The organism is Kitasatospora sp. NPDC089913 (assembly GCF_044748625.1).
Lineage (GTDB): Bacteria > Actinomycetota > Actinomycetes > Streptomycetales > Streptomycetaceae > Kitasatospora.
This window is the reverse complement of the sequence record NZ_JBIVGI010000026.1, coordinates 20433-36692: the sequence shown is the minus strand read 5'-3', so window position 1 is coordinate 36692 and position 16260 is coordinate 20433. Positions and strand designations below refer to the sequence as shown.

Sequence of the window (16260 nt, the reverse complement as noted above, 5' to 3'; positions counted from 1 at the left end):
GACGTCCATGAGCAACGACCGCGACGCCCTGCTGGCACAGATCAAGAACAAGGCCGTCGTCCACGGCAAGGTCACCCTTTCCTCCGGCAAGGAGGCCGACTACTACGTCGACCTGCGCCGGATCACGCTGGACGGCCAGGCCGCTCCGCTGGTCGGCCGGGTGATGCTGGACGCGACCGCGCACCTGGAGTACGACGCCGTGGGCGGGCTGACCCTGGGCGCCGACCCGGTCGCCGCCTCGATGCTGCACGCCGCCGCCGCGCGCGGCCGTGAGCTGGACGCCTTCGTGGTCCGCAAGGCCGGCAAGGCGCACGGCCTGCAGCGCCGGATCGAGGGCCCGGAGGTCAAGGGCCGCCGGGTGCTGGCCGTCGAGGACACCTCCACCACCGGTGGCTCGGTGCTGACCGCCGTCGAGGCCCTGCGCGAGGCGGGCGCCGAGGTGGTCGGCGTCGCAGTGATCGTCGAGCGCGGCGGCGCCGCCGCGGTCGAGGCCGAGGGCCTGCCCTACGTCACCGCGTACACCCTGGACGACCTGGGCCTCTGAGCCCCGACACCCGCCCGGCCGTTGTGCTCGGTGGAAAACGTCCTCGGTGGACGGCTCAGCCGCGCCGGTGCCGGCCGCCGCCGGCCTGGACGGCGTCGGCGTTCTCGGTCTCGGGACCGGCGGCCTTCTTCTTGCGGCGCTCGCGGAGCACCTCGACCAGCATCGGCGAGATCGAGAGCAGCACGATCAGCAGCACGGCCGGGATCAGGTACTTGTCGATCACCGGGGCGAGCGCGTCACCGAAGAAGTAGCCGATCAGCAGCATCGACTCGGTCCACAGCACGCCGCCGACGACGTTCCACAGGAAGAAGGTCCTGGCCGGCATCTCCAGGGTGCCCGCGACCGGGTTCAGGAAGGTCCGGACGATCGGCATGAAGCGGGCGAGCACGACGGCCTTGCCGGGGCCGAAGCGGTTGAAGTACTCCTCGGCCTTCTGCACGTACTCGCGCTTGAAGATCTTCGATTCGGGCTTGTCGAACATCTTCGGTCCGACCTTCACCCCGATCTGGTGCCCGAGCTGGGCTCCGGCGATCGCCGCGATGGGCGCCCCGATCAGCAGGGTCGCGATCGGCAGCCGGTGGCCCTCGCCGAGGACCGACGAGGCGGCACTCGAGGCGGCGACACCCGCGATGATGAGCAGCGAGTCACCCGGGAAGAAGAACCCGACCAGCAGGCCGGTCTCCGCGAAGATGATCGCGATCAGCCCGATCGCACCGAGGGACGAGATCAGTGATTTGGCGTCGAGCAGATTGACGGCCAGCTGGTTGTAGTCCACGGCCGCAGGATAGCGGGCCCGTCTTCGTCCGGGCCTCGCCCCAGGGGGTCGGTGGGTGCTCATCCTTTCGTCGCACGTCACCGCCGTACCGGGGGCGCGGCCCCGGGAACGGCGGGCCGCCGGGGGCGGCCGTCCCGACTGGCGGGCCGCATGGTGGAGGCGGTGGGCATTCTGGGAGGATGGCACCGGCGACCGGCCGCGGTGGCGAACACCCTCATCGCCGCTCCGCGGCCGCTGCCTCTGACCTCGGTACCGGTCAAGCCGCACGCAGAGCCGCGCACCGGCCCCGGTACCCCGGAGTCGTCACCAGGCGTACACAGCGTCGGACAGCACCGTCCGTACGCCGCACACCGACAGGAGCGGATTCGCATGCCCATCGCAACTCCCGAGATCTACAACGAGATGCTGGACCGGGCCAAGGCGGGCAAGTTCGCCTACCCGGCGATCAACGTGACCTCCTCGCAGACCCTGCACGCCGCGCTGCGCGGCTTCGCCGAGGCCGAGAGCGACGGCATCATCCAGATCTCGACCGGCGGCGCGGAGTTCCTGGGCGGCCAGCACAACAAGGACATGGTGACCGGCGCCGTCGCGCTCGCCGAGTTCGCGCACATCGTCGCCGCCAAGTACGACATCACCGTCGCGCTGCACACCGACCACTGCCCGAAGGACAAGCTGGACGGCTACGTCCGCCCGCTGCTGGCGGTCTCCGCCGAGCGCGTGGCCAAGGGCCAGAACCCGCTGTTCCAGTCGCACATGTGGGACGGCTCCGCCGAGACCCTGAGCGACAACCTGGCCATCGCCGAGGAGCTGCTCGCCCAGGCCGCCGCCGCCAGGATCATCCTCGAGGTCGAGATCACCCCGACCGGTGGCGAGGAGGACGGCGTCACCCACGAGATCAACGACGAGCTGTACACCACCGTCAACGACGCCGTCCGCACCGCCGAGGCCCTGGGCCTGGGCGAGAAGGGCCGCTACCTGCTGGCCGCCTCGTTCGGCAACGTGCACGGCGTCTACAAGCCGGGCAACGTCGTGCTGAAGCCGGAGCTGCTGCGCGAGCTCCAGGACGCGATCGGCAAGCAGTACGGCAAGAACGACCCGTTCGACTTCGTCTTCCACGGCGGCTCCGGCTCGACCACCGAGGAGATCGCCACCGCGCTGGAGAACGGCGTCGTGAAGATGAACCTGGACACCGACACCCAGTACGCGTTCACCCGCCCCGTCGCGGGCCACATGTTCGCGAACTACGACGGTGTGCTGAAGGTCGACGGCGAGGTCGGCAAGAAGAACACCTACGACCCCCGCACCTGGGGCAAGCTGGCCGAGGCCGGCATGGCCGCCCGGGTGCTCGAGGCCGCCCAGCAGCTGCGTTCGGCGGGCAACCGCCTGAAGTAGGGGCCCCCGCCCCCAGTGGTCCTGCGTCCATGCCCCCCGGTGGTTCACTGGGGGGCATGAGCATTCACGAGAACCTCCTCGGGGGTCCCGCCCCGACGCACCTGCCCGCCGAGCCCGGCCCGCTGGAGCTGATGGCCGGCGGCGCCTCCCCGGCCGAGGTGGCGGCGAAGTTCCCGACCTCCTCGTTGGCCTGGGCCCAGCTCGCCGACGACGCCTTCGCGGCCGGCCGGGTCGTGGAGTCCTACGCCTACGCCCGTACCGGCTACCACCGCGGCCTGGACGCGCTGCGCCGCAGCGGCTGGAAGGGCCACGGCCCGGTGCCGTGGGAGCACGAGCCGAACCGCGGCTTCCTGCGGGCGCTGCACGCGCTCGGCCGGGCCGCCGCCGCGATCGAGGAGAAGGAGGAGGCGGAGCGCTGCGCGCAGTTCCTCCGGGACAGCTCGCCGACCGCCGCCTCGACCCTGGGCTGACACCCGGACGGCCGTGCCCCGGTCCGCCCGCGAACCCGCCGCCCCCGGTGCCCGACAGGGCACCGGGGGCGGTTTCTGTCCGTTCTGTGCATACCCCGTACGTGGACATTCACCGGTCCGCCATGCCAGGGTGGGCGGGCCAGGGGGGCGCGCACGTCAGTTCGAGGTTTCGCGGCCCCACGGGTCGACAGAAAGCCCCAGCGTGCCCGCGAGCAGTCCCGTCCGCCGTCCCCGTACCGCCGCACACCCCGGGCGGCGCCCCGCGCGCCGCGCGGGCGGATCCGGCGGCCGGCCCCGCGGCGGGGCGGGCTCCCGTCGCCGTCGGCCGCCCCGGCGCCGGATCGGGCCCGGCATGCTCACTGCGCTGCTCGCCTCGGTGCTGATCCTCGGCGGCACCCTGTTCGTCCTGAACCGCCCCGGCACGCTGCCCGGCGCCGACCGGACCACCCGGGCCAGGGTCGCCCCGCCGGACGGCACCGCCACCGCCGCCGCCCCGGCCGTGCCCACCACCGCGGTGCCCCCGGCCCCGCAGTCCGGGCCCCCGGCGGCCGCGGCTCCGGCACCGGCCGCCCCCGCCGCTCCGCCCGCGCCCGCCGCCACCCCGCAGCCGACGGGCCCGGAGACCCCGGCGGCCAAGGGCGCCGGCACCTTCACCGTCGCCCAGGGCTCCGCCGACCCGGTCGGCCGGGGCACCGTCCGCCGCTACCGGGTCGAGGTCGAGGACGGCATCGGCATCGACCCGGCGGCCTCCGCCGCCCGGATCCAGGGCATCCTGGCCGACAAGCGCGGCTGGACCAACGACCGCCGGAACGGCTTCCAGCTGGTCTCCACCGGTGCCTACGACTTCACCGTGAAGATCGCCTCCCCCGCCACCGTGGACCGGATCTGCGGCGCGGCCGGGCTGGACACCCACGGCGAGGTGAACTGCAACGTCGGCAACCAGGTGGTGGTCAACGTCAAGCGCTGGACCATCGGCTCGCCCCAGTTCGACGGTCCGATCGACGAGTACCGGGCGCTGGTGATCAACCACGAGGTCGGCCACCGGATCGGCCACGGCCACGAGGGCTGCCCCGGCCCCGGGAAGCCGGCACCCGCGATGATGCAGCAGATCTACGGGCTCAAGGGCTGTACCGCCAACGCCTGGCCGTACAGCGCCGACGGCGGCTACCTGGGCGGTCCGGCCGTCCCCTGAGACCCGCTCTCCCCCGGGCCCGGCCGTCCTTCAGGGCCCTGGGGCCTCCGGGGGCCCCGCGGGTCCCGGGTCAGGCCAGCACCGGCAGGTACGCCCCCAGGTCGCTGCGCTCACCACTCGCCGAGACCGTGGCGGCGGCCACCGCGTCCGCCCAGCCGACACGGCCGGTGGCCAGCCGGATCCAGGTCAGCGGGTCGGTCTCGACCACGTTGGGCGGCGTGCCCCGGGTGTGCCGCGGCCCCTCGACGGCCTGCACCACCGCGTACGGCGGCACCCGCAGCTCGACCGCGCCGCCGGGCGCCCGGTCGGCGAAGGCGTCGGCGAGCAGCCGGGTGACGGCGGCGACGGCCTGCTTGTCGTGCGGGAAGTCCGCGGCTCCGAGCGCGTCGGCCAGGTCGTCGGCGTGCACGACCGTCTCCACCAGCCGGGTCACCCACATGTCGGTGAGCAGCATCGAGCCGAGCCGGATCTCGAACCGCCGGGCCGGGTCCTGGTAGTCGGTCCCGGCCAGGACCGCGGCGAGCCCCGCCACGGCCTCCTGGAAGGCCGCCGCCACCGCCGCCGGCCCGCCCCCGAACCCGCCCGCCGGGTCCGCCGCCCGCGCCCGGGCCTGCTCGTCGAGCAGCGGGGCGACCGTGCCGACCCGCTCGACCCACCGCAGCAGGTCCAGCGGCGGCCGCCCCTCCGGCGGGTCCTCGACGTGCGCCGGCACCCAGTCGATCTGGACGGCCAGGTGCGCGATCAGCTCGCGCACCCGCCACTCCCCCAGCCGGGTCGGCCGGTCGAGCAGTTCCCCGGCGTCCGGACGGGCGCAGAGCAGCCGCACGGCCTCGTTCAGCGCGTCGATCTGCCCGGCGAGTGCGGCGCGCACCTTCTCGGGCCGGTAGGTACGGGACTTGGCAGGCATGGGGCCCAACATACGCCGAGGGGCGGACGGTCCTGGAAGGACCGTCCGCCCCTCGGGCGGCAGCGTCGCCGATCAGGCCAGCAGGGCCTCGATGACGCCGGTGTGGGCGTCCTTCAGCTCCGTCAGCGGAACGGTGAACTGCCCCTGGACGTCCAGGGAGTCGCCGTCCACCACACCGATGCGGACGGCCGGCAGACCCCGCGCGGTGCACATGTCGTTGAACCGGAGCTCCTCGCTGCGCGGCACGGCCACGACGGCGCGGCCGGCCGACTCGGAGAACAGGAACACGAACGGGTCCATGCCCTCGGGCACCACGATCCGGGCACCCCGGCCGCCCTTGAGGCAGCTCTCCACCAGCGCCTGGCCCAGGCCGCCGTCGGAGAGGTCGTGCGCGGCGTCGACCATGCCGTCCCGGGAGCCGGCGATCAGGATCTCGGCGAGCAGCCGCTCGCGCTCCAGGTCGACCTTGGGCGGCAGGCCGCCCAGGTGGTCGTGGACCGCCTGCGACCAGGCCGAGCCGCCGAGCTCGTCCTCGGTGTCACCGAGCAGGTAGAGCAGCTGCCCCTCCTCGGCGAACGCCATCGGGGTGCGGCGGGTGACGTCGTCGATGACGCCGAGCACCGCGACCACGGGGGTCGGGTGGATGGCGACCTCGCCGGTCTGGTTGTACAGCGAGACGTTGCCGCCGGTCACCGGGGTGCCCAGGGTCAGGCAGGCGTCGGCGAGGCCGCGGGTGGCCTCGGCGAACTGCCACATCACGTCCGGGTCCTCGGGGGAGCCGAAGTTGAGGCAGTCCGAGACCGCGAGCGGCTTGGCACCGCCGGCCGCGACGTTGCGGTACGCCTCGGCGAGGGCCAGCTGGGCGCCGGTGTACGGGTCCAGCTTGGTGTAGCGGCCGTTGCCGTCGGTGGCGACCGAGACGCCGAGGTTGGTCTCGTCGTCGATCCGGATCATGCCCGAGTCCTCGCCGTGCGAGAGCACGGTGTTGCCGAGCACGTACCGGTCGTACTGGTCCGTGATCCAGGACTTGGAGGCCTGGTTCGGGTGCGAGGCGAGCTTCAGCAGGTCCGCCTTGAGGCCCTCGCCGGTGGTCGGGCGGGCCAGCCGCTCGGCCGTCGGGGCGTCGCCCTGCAGCGCGTCCTGCCAGCTCGGGCGGGCGTACGGGCGCTGGTAGGTCGGGCCCTCGTGGGCGACGGTGCGCGGCGGCACGTCCACCACGAGCTCGCCGTGCCAGAAGATCTCCAGCCGCTCGCCGTCGGTGACCTCACCGATGACGTTGGCGATGACGTCCCACTTCTCGCAGATCTCGAGGAAGCGGTCGATCTTGTCCGGCTCGACGATCGCGCACATGCGCTCCTGCGACTCGCTCATGAGGATCTCCTCGGGCGAGAGCGTGTGGTCGCGCAGGTGCACCGTGTCGAGGTCGATCCGCATGCCGCCGGAACCGGCCGAGGCCAGCTCGGAGGTGGCGCAGGACAGCCCGGCGCCGCCGAGGTCCTGGATGCCCTTGACCAGCTTCTCCCGGAAGATCTCCAGGGTGCACTCGATCAGGAGCTTCTCCTGGAACGGGTCGCCGACCTGGACCGCCGGACGCTTGGCCGGCTTGGTGTCGTCGAAGGTCTCGGAGGCGAGCACCGAGACGCCGCCGATGCCGTCGCCACCGGTGCGGGCGCCGTACAGGACGACCTTGTTGCCGGCACCGGAGGCCTGCGCGAGGTGGATGTCCTCGTGCTTCATGACACCCACGCACAGCGCGTTGACCAGCGGGTTGCCCTGGTAGCAGGAGTCGAACACGACCTCGCCGCCGATGTTCGGCAGGCCCAGGCAGTTGCCGTAGCCACCGATGCCCGCGACGATCCCGGGCAGCACGCGCCGGGTGTCCGGGTGGTCGGCCGCGCCGAACCGCAGCGGGTCCATCACGGCGACCGGGCGGGCGCCCATCGCCAGGATGTCGCGGACGATGCCGCCGATGCCGGTGGCCGCGCCCTGGTAGGGCTCGATGTACGACGGGTGGTTGTGCGACTCGACCTTGAAGGTGACCGCGTAACCCTGGCCGACGTCGACCACACCGGCGTTCTCGCCGATGCCGACGAGCATGGCGTCGGTCTCCGGCTTCTTGTCGCCGAACTGCTTCAGGTGGACCTTGGAGCTCTTGTACGAACAGTGCTCCGACCACATGACCGAGTACATGGCGAGTTCCGCGCCGGTCGGGCGGCGGCCGAGAATCTCCCGGATCCGGGCGTACTCGTCCTGCTTGAGGCCGAGCTCGGCCCAGGGCTGGGCGGCGTCCGGGGTCTGCTCGGCGTTCTTGACGGTGTCGAGGCTCATCAGGCGTTCACCAGCTGCTTCAGGACGGAGGTGAAGAAGCCCAGGCCCTCGGTGGTGGGACCGGTGAGCGGCTCCACGGCGTGCTCGGGGTGCGGCATCAGACCGACGACATTGCCGGCGGCGTTGGTGATGCCGGCGATGTCACGGTACGAACCGTTGGGGTTGACGTCGAGGTAGCGGGCGACCACCCGGCCCTCGGCCTCCAGCTCGTCCAGGACCCGCTCGTCGGCGACGAAGCGGCCCTCGCCGTTCTTCAGCGGCACGACGATTTCCTGCCCGGGGGTGTAATCCCCGGTCCAGGCGGTGCCGTTGTTCTCGATCCGCAGCTTCTGGTCGCGGCAGACGAAGTGCAGCGAGTCGTTGCGGGTGAGCGCGCCGGGCAGCAGGTGGGATTCGCACAGCACCTGGAAGCCGTTGCAGATACCGAGAACGGGCATTCCCTGCCGGGCCTGCTCGATGACGGTCTCCATCACCGGCGAGAACCGGGAGATCGCACCGCAGCGCAGATAGTCGCCGTAACTGAATCCGCCCGGCAGGACGACGGCGTCGACCTGGTGGAGATCCTTGTCACGGTGCCAGAGGGCGACCGGCTCGGCGCCGGCCAGGCGGACCGCGCGCCGGGCGTCGCGGTCGTCGAGGGAGCCGGGGAAAGTGACGACGCCGACGCGGGTGGTCACTTGCCGTCCTCCTCGACGCGGACGGTGAAGTCCTCGATCACGGTGTTGGCGAGAAAGGTCTCGGCGGCTTCGCGGATACGGGCGAGCGCGGCGTCGTCGACCGGGCCCTCCAGCTCCAGCTCGAAACGCTTGCCCTGGCGGACGTCGGAGATCCCGGTGAATCCGAGACGGGGCAGCGCGCGCTGCACCGCCTGTCCCTGGGGGTCGAGGATCTCCGGCTTGAGCATGACGTCGACTACGACGCGTGCCACTGGCACTCCCGGTGGTGTCTTCGTGAGGCGGGGGAACTCCAGACTACCGGGGGTTTCGGGCGTGTTTGCTGGCCGGGGACGGTGACGCGCGTAGACCGACGACCCTTACGCCACAAGGGCTCCACCTGCCCGCCACCCCCCGCCGGGTGCCCCTTTTCGCCGGATTCCGGAGCCCCCGCGAGAACCACCGAAGAGCACCCGAATACCGGCACTCCGGACAGATCGGCCAGTCGAGTGCACCGGTATCCGGCACCCGGCGAAGACACGTGAATATCCGGAAAAGAAAGCCGGACTCTTCGATTTCTCCCCGCTTCGGGTGCAGAATAGGGCCACCTGCCGCGGCGAGTGCTGCGTATCCGGCACGGCCATCCGGCCTGCCCGTATGCGCTTGCGCGAAGGGTGCACATCAGGCCCCGGGGCGCACCCGCGTCCTTGTCGGCCGAATTGCCCGAGAGGATTGACACCCATGGCTCAGCGTGTAGTTGTCACGCTCTCCGACGACCTGGACGGCGGCGCGGCCGCAGAAACCGTCCACTTCGGCGTCGACGGGAAGTCGTACGAGATCGATTTGTCCGTGGACAACGCGGAAAAGCTGCGGGAGGCCCTCGCCCCGTTCGTCGCGGCCGGCCGCCGCCAGAGCCGTACCGGAAAGTCCTTCCGCCGCACCGCCCTCACCCCCGACCCGGCCGCCGTGCGCGCCTGGGCCCAGTCCCGCGGCATGGAGCTGCCCGCCCGCGGCCGCATCCCGAAGCACGTCTACGAGGCCTTCGCCGAGGCGAACTGACCGCCCCGGTACCGGTCGTCCCGCCCTCGGCAGAAGGGTGGGGCGACCACCCCGAAAGATGCTGTAGAGTATTCCTCGTCGCCGCAACGGAGAGATCCGGAGAGGCGGCGGGTGCCCCAGGCACCAGGCGGACGTGGCTCAGTTGGTAGAGCATCACCTTGCCAAGGTGAGGGTCGCGAGTTCGAATCTCGTCGTCCGCTCGCAGTAGCGAGCACAACTCAATAGTTCCATCCTGCGGACGTGGCTCAGTTGGTAGAGCATCACCTTGCCAAGGTGAGGGTCGCGAGTTCGAATCTCGTCGTCCGCTCCAGTACGAAGGGCCCTCTCGGAAGAGAGGGCCCTTCGGCGTTTCCCGCTCCGGGCGGAATCCCGGAGGCACCCATGACATTTGTCACCGCCCACCCGTGGATCCGCACCGGGTTCCGGTGAGACCGCGCACTGCCCGCGCGGCCCCGCCGGCGGAAGGCTTGGGACATGGAAACGAGCCAGTCCCACGCCGCCGGCGACCACGTGATCGAGGTCACCGACCTGCACCGCCACTACGGCGCCGGCAGTGACCGCTACCACGCGGTCCGCGGCGTCGATCTGACCGTCGGCCGCGGCGAGCTGTTCGCCCTGCTGGGCACCAACGGGGCCGGCAAGACGTCCACCATGGAACTCGTCGAGGGCCTCGCCGCCCCGACCGGGGGCCGGGTCCGGGTGCTCGGGCACGACCCGCACCGGGAGCGGGCCGCCGTCCGCCCCCGGATCGGCATCATGCTCCAGGAGGGCGGCTTCCCCGGCGACCTCACCGTTGCCGAGACCGGCCGGGCCTGGGCCGGCATCACCAGCCACGCCCGCCCCCTGGACGAGGCGCTGGAGCTGGTCGGCCTCGGCCACCGCCGCGGGGTCCGGGTCAAGCAGCTCTCCGGCGGCGAGCGCCGCCGTCTCGACCTGGCGATGGCGCTGCTCGGACGGCCCGAGGTGCTGTTCCTGGACGAGCCGAGCACCGGCCTCGACCCCGAGGCCCGCGCCGCCGTCTGGCAGCTGGTCCGCGAGCTGCGCGCCGAGGGCACCACGGTGCTGCTCACCACGCACTACCTCGAGGAGGCCGAGGAACTCGCCGACCGGCTGGCGATCATGCACGGCGGGCAGATCGTCGCGGCCGGCACGGTGGCCGAGGTGATCGCCGGACGCCCGTCCCGGATCGGCTTCGAACTGCCCGCCTTCACCGGCACCTCCCTCCCGCCGCTGGCCGGCGCCACCGTCACCGTCGACGGCCGGAAGGTCACCGTCAAGACGCCCGCCCTGCAGGCCACCCTGACCGAGCTGCTCGGCTGGGCCGACCGGCACGGGATCGCGCTCGGCGCCCTCGACGCCCGCAGCGCCTCCCTGGAGGAGGCCTTCCTGGCCATCGCCTCCGAGGCGGGCCACCGGCCCCCGGCCGACACCCCCGCCGCTCCCCCCGCCCGCCGCAAGCTGATCGGACTCGCCCGATGACCACCGCCACCACCACCGCCGGTCCGCAGCGGGCCCGCTCCTCCGCCGCGGGCCCGCGGAGCACCGTCGTCCGCCGGCTGCTCGCCCTCGGCCGGGCCGAGGGAGTGCTGCTGCTCCGCAACCGGACCGCCCTGTTCACCGCCGTCCTGCTGCCGGTGCTGCTGATCGGCGGGCTCAAGAACGTGCTCGACCAGCAGGCCAAGGACAGCCCCGGCCTGGACGTCGACTCGCTGCTGGTCAACGGCGCGGTCGGCATGGTGCTGGCCTTCGTCGTCTACTACAACCTGACCGCCGCCTACGTGGCCCGCCGCGGCGAGCTGGTGCTCAAGCGGCTGCGCACCGGGGAGGCCCGGGACATCGAGATCATGGTCGGCACCGCCGTCCCCTCGGTCGGTCTGGCCCTGCTGATGTGCACGGTGATCGGTGTCGTCGGCGCCTCCGCCCTGCACCTCACCGCACCGGTCAACCCGCTGCTGCTGGTGGCCGGCCTGGCCCTGGTCGTCGCGACCATGATGGCGCTGGCCGCCGTCTCCAGCGCCTTCACCCGGACCGTGGAGAGCGCCGGCATCACCACCATGCCGGTCCTGCTGCTCACCCAGTTCGGCTCCGGGCTGTTCGTCCCGCTGGAGGTCATGCCCGAGCGCGTGGCCGACATCTGCCGCCTGCTGCCCACCACCCCGGCCTTCCAGCTGGTCCGGGTCGGCTGGTTCGGCACCGACGGCTCCGAGGCCCCGACCGGGTTCGCCGGCAGCTGGGCCGCCGCCGCTCCGCACCTCGTCACCGGGAGCGTCTGGCTCGCCCTCGCGGTCTGGGGCGCCGTCCGGTACTTCCGCTGGGAGCCGCGCCGCTGAGCGTCCCTCCGCCCGGTACGGATCCGAAGGCCCGCTCCCCGTTCGACCTCTGATAAGAAGGCCGCAGCACGATCATGACGGAACGGGGAGCGGAAGAAATGGATGTCGTGAATCCGGTGCGCGCATGGCGGGGCCGTTCCAAGCCCCAGCGCTCCGAGCTCTACCTCCGCTGGTCGCTCTACCTGATGGCGCTGGCTCCGCTGCCGGTCACCGTGCTGATCAACTCGGCCGACCCGGACTCCGGCGCCGAGCCCGCGTCCAGGGTCGCCCTGGTGCTCGGCCTCGCCCTCACTCTGGTCACCCTGCGCGCCTACCGCACCTCGCTGGACCACTACCTCAAGCGGCCCACCGACCACCTGCGCTGGCTCGCCCTCACCGGCGGCGTCGCGGTGGCCGGCGCCTGGGTGCTGCTGCTGCTCGGCCCGCGGGTCGACCCGGTCCCCGGCGGGGAGCAGGTGGTCTTCACCCTCCCGATCGTCAGCACCATGCTGTTCTCCTCCTTCGGCCCGGCCTCGGTCGGACTGCCGCCGCGCCGGGCGGCGCTCGCCGGCGCCGCGGCGCTGCTGGCCGTCGCTCCCGCGATGCTGCTGGTCGGCGCCGAGCCCGGCACCACCGCCGGGATCCTGGTCGGCAGCGGCCTGGTGATGGTCTTCATCGGCTGCAGCTGCCGCAGCTTCGCCTGGCTCCAGTCGGTGGTCCAGGAGCTGGACACCGCCCGCGAGGCGCAGGCCCGGCTGGCCGTCGCCGAGGAGCGGCTGCGGTTCTCCCGCGACCTGCACGACGTGATGGGCCGCAACCTCACCACCATCGCGCTCAAGAGCGAGCTGGCCGTCCAGCTGGCCCGGCGCGGCCGCCCGGAGGCCGCCGAGCAGATGGCCGAGGTGCAGCAGATCGCCCAGGAGTCCCAGCGCGAGGTCCGCGACGTGGTCCGCGGCTACCGCACGGCGGCCCTGCACGCGGAGGCGGTCGGCGCCCGCGCGGTGCTCCGCTCGGCCGATGTGGCCTGCGAGATCGACCTCGGCGAGCACGCCGAGCAACTGCCGGAGGCGGTCCAGTCGGTGCTCGGCTGGGTGATCCGCGAGGCCACCACCAACGTGCTCCGGCACAGCGAGGCGGGCCACTGCTCGATCAGGCTCCGCCACGAGGGCGGCCGGGCCCTGCTGGAGCTGGAGAATGACGGGGTGCCGGCCGTACCGCTGCCCTCCCAGGGCGGCGGTACCGGCCTGAGCGGCCTGCGGGAACGGCTCGCCGCCCACAACGGCGAACTGACCGTCCCGGACGCCGGGCCGGGACACTTCCGGCTGCTCGCCAGCGTCCCGCTCTGACCCCCGCCGTACGGAAGGCCCGCCGATGACCGACCCCGCGCCCGTCCGCGTCCTGCTCGCCGACGACGAGCACCTGATCCGCGGCGCGCTCGCCGCGCTGCTCTCCCTGGAGGAGGACATCGCCGTGGTCGCGCAGGCGGCCTCCGGACCGGAGGCGCTGGCGATGGCCGAGGCGCACCGGCCGGACATCGCGGTGCTGGACCTCCAGATGCCCGGCCTGGACGGCATCGAGGTGGCCACCCGGCTGCGCGCGCTGCTGCCGGACTGCCGCTGCATGATCGTCACCGGCCACGGCCGCCCCGGCTACCTGAAGCGGGCGCTGGAGGTCGGCGTCCGGGGGTTCCTGCCGAAGACCGTCTCCGCGGCGGACCTGGCCGGGATCATCCGGACCGTCCGGGCCGGCGGCCGGTACGTCGACCCGGAGCTCGCGGCGGACGCGATCTCCGCCGGGGAGACACCGCTGACCCCGCGCGAGACCGATGTGCTGGAACTGGCCGCCGACGGCACCTCGATCGCCGGGATCGCGGAACGCGCCTCGCTCTCCCAGGGCACCGTGCGCAACTACCTGTCCTCGGCCGTCGCCAAGCTGGGCGCGGAGAACCGGCACGCGGCGGTGCGGATCGCCCGCGAGCACGGCTGGATCTGACCGCCGGCCCGCGGGCGGCCCGGCCCCGGACCGGCCGGGCCGCCCGGGTCGGGCCGGGGCTCAGGCCCAGGTCAGGCCCAGGTCAGGCCGGTGATCCGCTCGTACGCCTCGACGTACTTGGCACGCACCCGCTCGACCACCTCGGCCGGCAGCTCCGGCGGCGGCTGCTCGCTCTTCCGGTCCCAGCCGGAGGCCGGGGAGGTCAGCCAGTCGCGGACGATCTGCTTGTCGAAGGAGGGCTGGGGGTGGCCCGGCTCCCACTCGTCGGCCGGCCAGAAGCGCGAGGAGTCCGGGGTGAGCACCTCGTCGCCGATCACCAGCTCGCCGTCCAGCAGGCCGAACTCGAACTTGGTGTCGGCCAGCAGGATGCCCCGGTCACGGGCGATGTCCCGGGCCCGGGAGTAGACGTCCAGGGTGGTCCGGCGGAGCTGGTCGGCCAGCTCGGCGCCGACCCGGCGGGCGGTCTCCTCGTAGGGGACGTTCTCGTCGTGCTCACCGACCTCGGCCTTCAGGGCGGGGGTGTAGATCGGGGCGGGCAGCTCGGACCCGTCCTCCAGGCCCTCGGGCAGCGCGACGCCGCAGACGGTGCGGGAGACCCGGTACTCCTCCAGGCCGGAGCCGGCCAGGTAGCCGCGGGCGACGCACTCGACCGGCACCATGTCCAGGCTGCGGCAGACCAGGGTGCGGCCCTTCCAGTCGGCCGGGGCTCCGGCCGGGACCTCGGTGGAGACCACGTGGTTGGGCACGATGTCGGCGATCCGCTCGAACCACCACAGCGAGAGCTGGGTGAGGATGCGGCCCTTGTCCGGGATCTCGTTGGGCAGCACCCAGTCGTAGGCCGAGGTGCGGTCGCTGGCGACCATCACCAGCTCGCCCGACTCGGCGCGGTACAGGTCGCGCACCTTGCCGGTGTGCAGGTGGACCAGGCCGGGCACCTGGACCGGCTCGGGCTTGGTGACAAATCCGCTCAAGATCGTCTCAGTCCTCAGGGGTCGTTCGCGGGCGTGGGGCGCGAAAGGGGAGGTCACTGGGGTCGAGTCTGTCATGGCCACCGGCCCGGCCCGGGGGCCGGACCCGGACCGCGGCGGTCAGCCGTTCTTGCAGAGCCGGTCCAGCAGGTTCGCGGTGGCCCGCTGGATCCGCTCGTCCGTGAGCCCCGGGCGGTCCAGCGCGGGCGACCAGGCGAAGGTGCCGGAGGCGAAGACGTACGCGCCGCTCGGCGCCCGGTAGAGCGAGGTCTCCTGGTGCCGGACGCGGCCGGCCAGGTCCCGGTACGGGGAGTGCGCGAGCAGCACCCGCTCGCTGTGCTCGGGCAGCGCGACCTTGGGGTAGTAGCGGTCCGCCTCGCCGGCCACCAGCCCGGGCAGTTCCTCGCCCTCCTGGACGCCGGTGCCGTCCCAGAGCCAGTGCGCGGTGTGCCGGGCGACCAGCGGAACCGGTGCGGCGACCCGGCCGGAGTACTGCAGCCCGAGCAGGTGCTGCTCGGGCTCGCCCGCGTCGCGCCACAGCGCGCTGGCGGCGCCGGGCACCCCGGCCGCGGGGCTGCCCGGGCCGACCTTCTGGCGCTTGCGGCAGTTGAGCATCCGGTTGGGCTCGCCGGAGGGGCCCGGGCTCAGCTCGACCCGCCAGTACATGGTGTTGGCGGAGAGGAAGACCAGCGAGGTGCCGCCGTCCCGGGCCCGCTCGGCGGCGCGTCGCATCGGCTCGGACCAGTACTCGTCGTGGCCGGGGAAGACCAGCGCCCGGTGCCGGGAGGCGTCGACCAGGCCGGCGTGCAGGTCGGTGGCGGTGGCGTAGGAGAGGTCGTAGCCGTAGCGCTCGGCCCAGCGGATGAAGTCGTAGGCGTGGCCGACGTGCAGCGGCAGCCCGGCCGTGGCGTGCGGCCGGTCGAAGGAGACGGTGACGGCCGCCTCGGGCTCGCCGACCAGCCGGCCGCCGTCCCAGGCGTGGTAGAGGCTGGCGCCGCTGCGGCCGTCCTCGGGGAAGAGGTTGTACGCCTGCCAGGTCACGTCGGGCAGCACCAGCAGCAGCTCGGCGGAGCGGTTCTGGTCCTCGAAGTCCCGTACCGTGAAAGGGATGTGGCTGCGGTGCAGCATGTCGGCGGTGGTGAGCACGGCGACGTAGGCGCCGGGCCGCCAGTGCTGCGGGACCTGCAGCCGCCAGGTGTGCCACCAGTGGTGGCAGGAGACGGTCCGGCCGACCACCATCGGGGCCGGCTGGGACATGCCGGCGATCAGCGGACTGGACGTCATGTGGTGGGCGCCGTCGCCCGCGTAGTGGCCGATCCGGAAGACGTCGACGGTGAACTCGCGGGGCGGGTTGACGGTGACCCGCAGGTCCACCGAGCCGCCGGGACGGACCACCCCGGCCGAGGCGAAGCCCTTGATCTGCTGTTCCTCGTCGTTGGCGCCGAGCGGGCTGCCGACCGCCGGTCTGCCCCGCACCCCGGCGGACAGCGGGCGCTGCCCGGGCGCGTCCACCGAGACGTACCAGGGCACCTCGACGCCCTCGGCACCGGCGACGTACTGGTCCGGGCTGCGCAGCCAGGGCAGCGGGCCCTGGCCGAAGGGGTCGGAGACGCTGTGCGCGTGCGTCCCGGACTCCCAGCGGCGGTTGAGTTCGGTCCCCACGCGCGCCCC

16 protein-coding genes and 2 tRNA genes are annotated in these 16260 nt (G+C 72.9%); 11 read left to right on the top strand and 7 right to left on the bottom strand.

What is annotated here, in order from left to right; genetic code table 11:
• Window positions 1-7: 7 nt before the first annotated feature.
• Window positions 8-544, top strand: coding sequence for an orotate phosphoribosyltransferase (pyrE, locus tag ACIPYS_RS30930; protein WP_093861149.1), 537 nt, complete (start codon window positions 8-10; stop codon window positions 542-544).
• A gap of 55 nt (window positions 545-599) precedes the next feature.
• Here the strand turns inward: pyrE and ACIPYS_RS30925 are convergent, their stop codons facing one another.
• Window positions 600-1319, bottom strand: a complete 720-nt coding sequence (locus ACIPYS_RS30925) for a DedA family protein (protein WP_197698774.1) — start codon at window positions 1317-1319, stop codon at window positions 600-602.
• A gap of 150 nt (window positions 1320-1469) precedes the next feature.
• On the opposite strand from ACIPYS_RS30925, the gene fbaA reads away from it, so the two are divergent.
• The 3 genes from fbaA to ACIPYS_RS30910 all read left to right on the top strand — a co-directional run bounded on the left by fbaA (window position 1470) and on the right by ACIPYS_RS30910 (window position 4373).
• Window positions 1470-2711: a class II fructose-bisphosphate aldolase gene (fbaA, locus tag ACIPYS_RS30920; RefSeq protein WP_286158640.1), complete on the top strand. Its 1242-nt coding sequence runs from the start codon at window positions 1470-1472 to the stop codon at window positions 2709-2711.
• A gap of 56 nt (window positions 2712-2767) precedes the next feature.
• Window positions 2768-3181 (top strand): DUF3151 domain-containing protein, encoded by a 414-nt coding sequence (locus tag ACIPYS_RS30915; protein ID WP_093861152.1) that lies wholly within the window; start codon window positions 2768-2770, stop codon window positions 3179-3181.
• 352 nt (window positions 3182-3533) lie between these two features.
• Complete coding sequence (locus ACIPYS_RS30910; protein WP_400752296.1) at window positions 3534-4373, top strand: DUF3152 domain-containing protein; 840 nt, start codon at window positions 3534-3536, stop codon at window positions 4371-4373.
• A gap of 70 nt (window positions 4374-4443) precedes the next feature.
• Here the strand turns inward: ACIPYS_RS30910 and ACIPYS_RS30905 are convergent, their stop codons facing one another.
• The 4 genes from ACIPYS_RS30905 to purS all read right to left on the bottom strand — a co-directional run bounded on the left by ACIPYS_RS30905 (window position 4444) and on the right by purS (window position 8542).
• A complete protein-coding gene (locus ACIPYS_RS30905) occupies window positions 4444-5280 on the bottom strand; it encodes a sterol carrier family protein (RefSeq protein ID WP_400752293.1) in 837 nt (278 codons plus the stop codon).
• A gap of 72 nt (window positions 5281-5352) precedes the next feature.
• On the bottom strand, window positions 5353-7608 hold the full coding sequence (gene purL, locus ACIPYS_RS30900) for a phosphoribosylformylglycinamidine synthase subunit PurL (RefSeq protein WP_093861155.1): 2256 nt from the start codon (window positions 7606-7608) through the stop codon (window positions 5353-5355).
• Complete coding sequence (gene purQ / locus ACIPYS_RS30895; protein WP_093861156.1) at window positions 7608-8285, bottom strand: phosphoribosylformylglycinamidine synthase subunit PurQ; 678 nt, start codon at window positions 8283-8285, stop codon at window positions 7608-7610. Before purQ ends, purL begins: the two co-directional genes overlap by 1 nt.
• On the bottom strand, window positions 8282-8542 hold the full coding sequence (purS, locus tag ACIPYS_RS30890; RefSeq protein ID WP_078879748.1) for a phosphoribosylformylglycinamidine synthase subunit PurS: 261 nt from the start codon (window positions 8540-8542) through the stop codon (window positions 8282-8284). The genes purQ and purS overlap by 4 nt, the downstream gene beginning before the upstream one ends.
• A gap of 460 nt (window positions 8543-9002) precedes the next feature.
• On the opposite strand from purS, the gene ACIPYS_RS30885 reads away from it, so the two are divergent.
• The 7 genes from ACIPYS_RS30885 to ACIPYS_RS30855 all read left to right on the top strand — a co-directional run bounded on the left by ACIPYS_RS30885 (window position 9003) and on the right by ACIPYS_RS30855 (window position 13621).
• The gene (locus ACIPYS_RS30885) at window positions 9003-9320 is read left to right on the top strand and encodes an Lsr2 family protein (protein ID WP_030304494.1); all 318 of its coding nucleotides are present in this window, start codon (window positions 9003-9005) and stop codon (window positions 9318-9320) included.
• 127 nt (window positions 9321-9447) lie between these two features.
• A tRNA-Gly gene (locus ACIPYS_RS30880) sits at window positions 9448-9520 on the top strand.
• 34 nt (window positions 9521-9554) lie between these two features.
• Window positions 9555-9630: transfer RNA gene (locus ACIPYS_RS30875), tRNA-Gly, on the top strand.
• Window positions 9631-9794: 164 nt separating this feature from the next.
• Window positions 9795-10799: an ATP-binding cassette domain-containing protein gene (locus ACIPYS_RS30870; protein ID WP_400752288.1), complete on the top strand. Its 1005-nt coding sequence runs from the start codon at window positions 9795-9797 to the stop codon at window positions 10797-10799.
• Window positions 10796-11650: an ABC transporter permease gene (locus ACIPYS_RS30865; RefSeq protein ID WP_400752285.1), complete on the top strand. Its 855-nt coding sequence runs from the start codon at window positions 10796-10798 to the stop codon at window positions 11648-11650. The genes ACIPYS_RS30870 and ACIPYS_RS30865 overlap by 4 nt, the downstream gene beginning before the upstream one ends.
• A gap of 98 nt (window positions 11651-11748) precedes the next feature.
• Window positions 11749-12975, top strand: coding sequence for a sensor histidine kinase (locus ACIPYS_RS30860; protein ID WP_093861159.1), 1227 nt, complete (start codon window positions 11749-11751; stop codon window positions 12973-12975).
• A gap of 25 nt (window positions 12976-13000) precedes the next feature.
• Window positions 13001-13621 carry a response regulator transcription factor gene (locus ACIPYS_RS30855; RefSeq protein ID WP_030392485.1) on the top strand — a complete coding sequence of 207 codons (621 nt, stop codon included), beginning with the start codon at window positions 13001-13003 and terminating at the stop codon, window positions 13619-13621.
• Between the two features lie 71 nt (window positions 13622-13692).
• Here the strand turns inward: ACIPYS_RS30855 and ACIPYS_RS30850 are convergent, their stop codons facing one another.
• Together ACIPYS_RS30850 and ACIPYS_RS30845 are read right to left on the bottom strand one after the other, a co-directional pair.
• The gene (locus tag ACIPYS_RS30850; protein WP_093861160.1) at window positions 13693-14592 is read right to left on the bottom strand and encodes a phosphoribosylaminoimidazolesuccinocarboxamide synthase; all 900 of its coding nucleotides are present in this window, start codon (window positions 14590-14592) and stop codon (window positions 13693-13695) included.
• 117 nt (window positions 14593-14709) lie between these two features.
• The gene (locus ACIPYS_RS30845) at window positions 14710-16251 is read right to left on the bottom strand and encodes a N,N-dimethylformamidase beta subunit family domain-containing protein (protein ID WP_400752280.1); all 1542 of its coding nucleotides are present in this window, start codon (window positions 16249-16251) and stop codon (window positions 14710-14712) included.
• Window positions 16252-16260 lie beyond the last annotated feature (9 nt).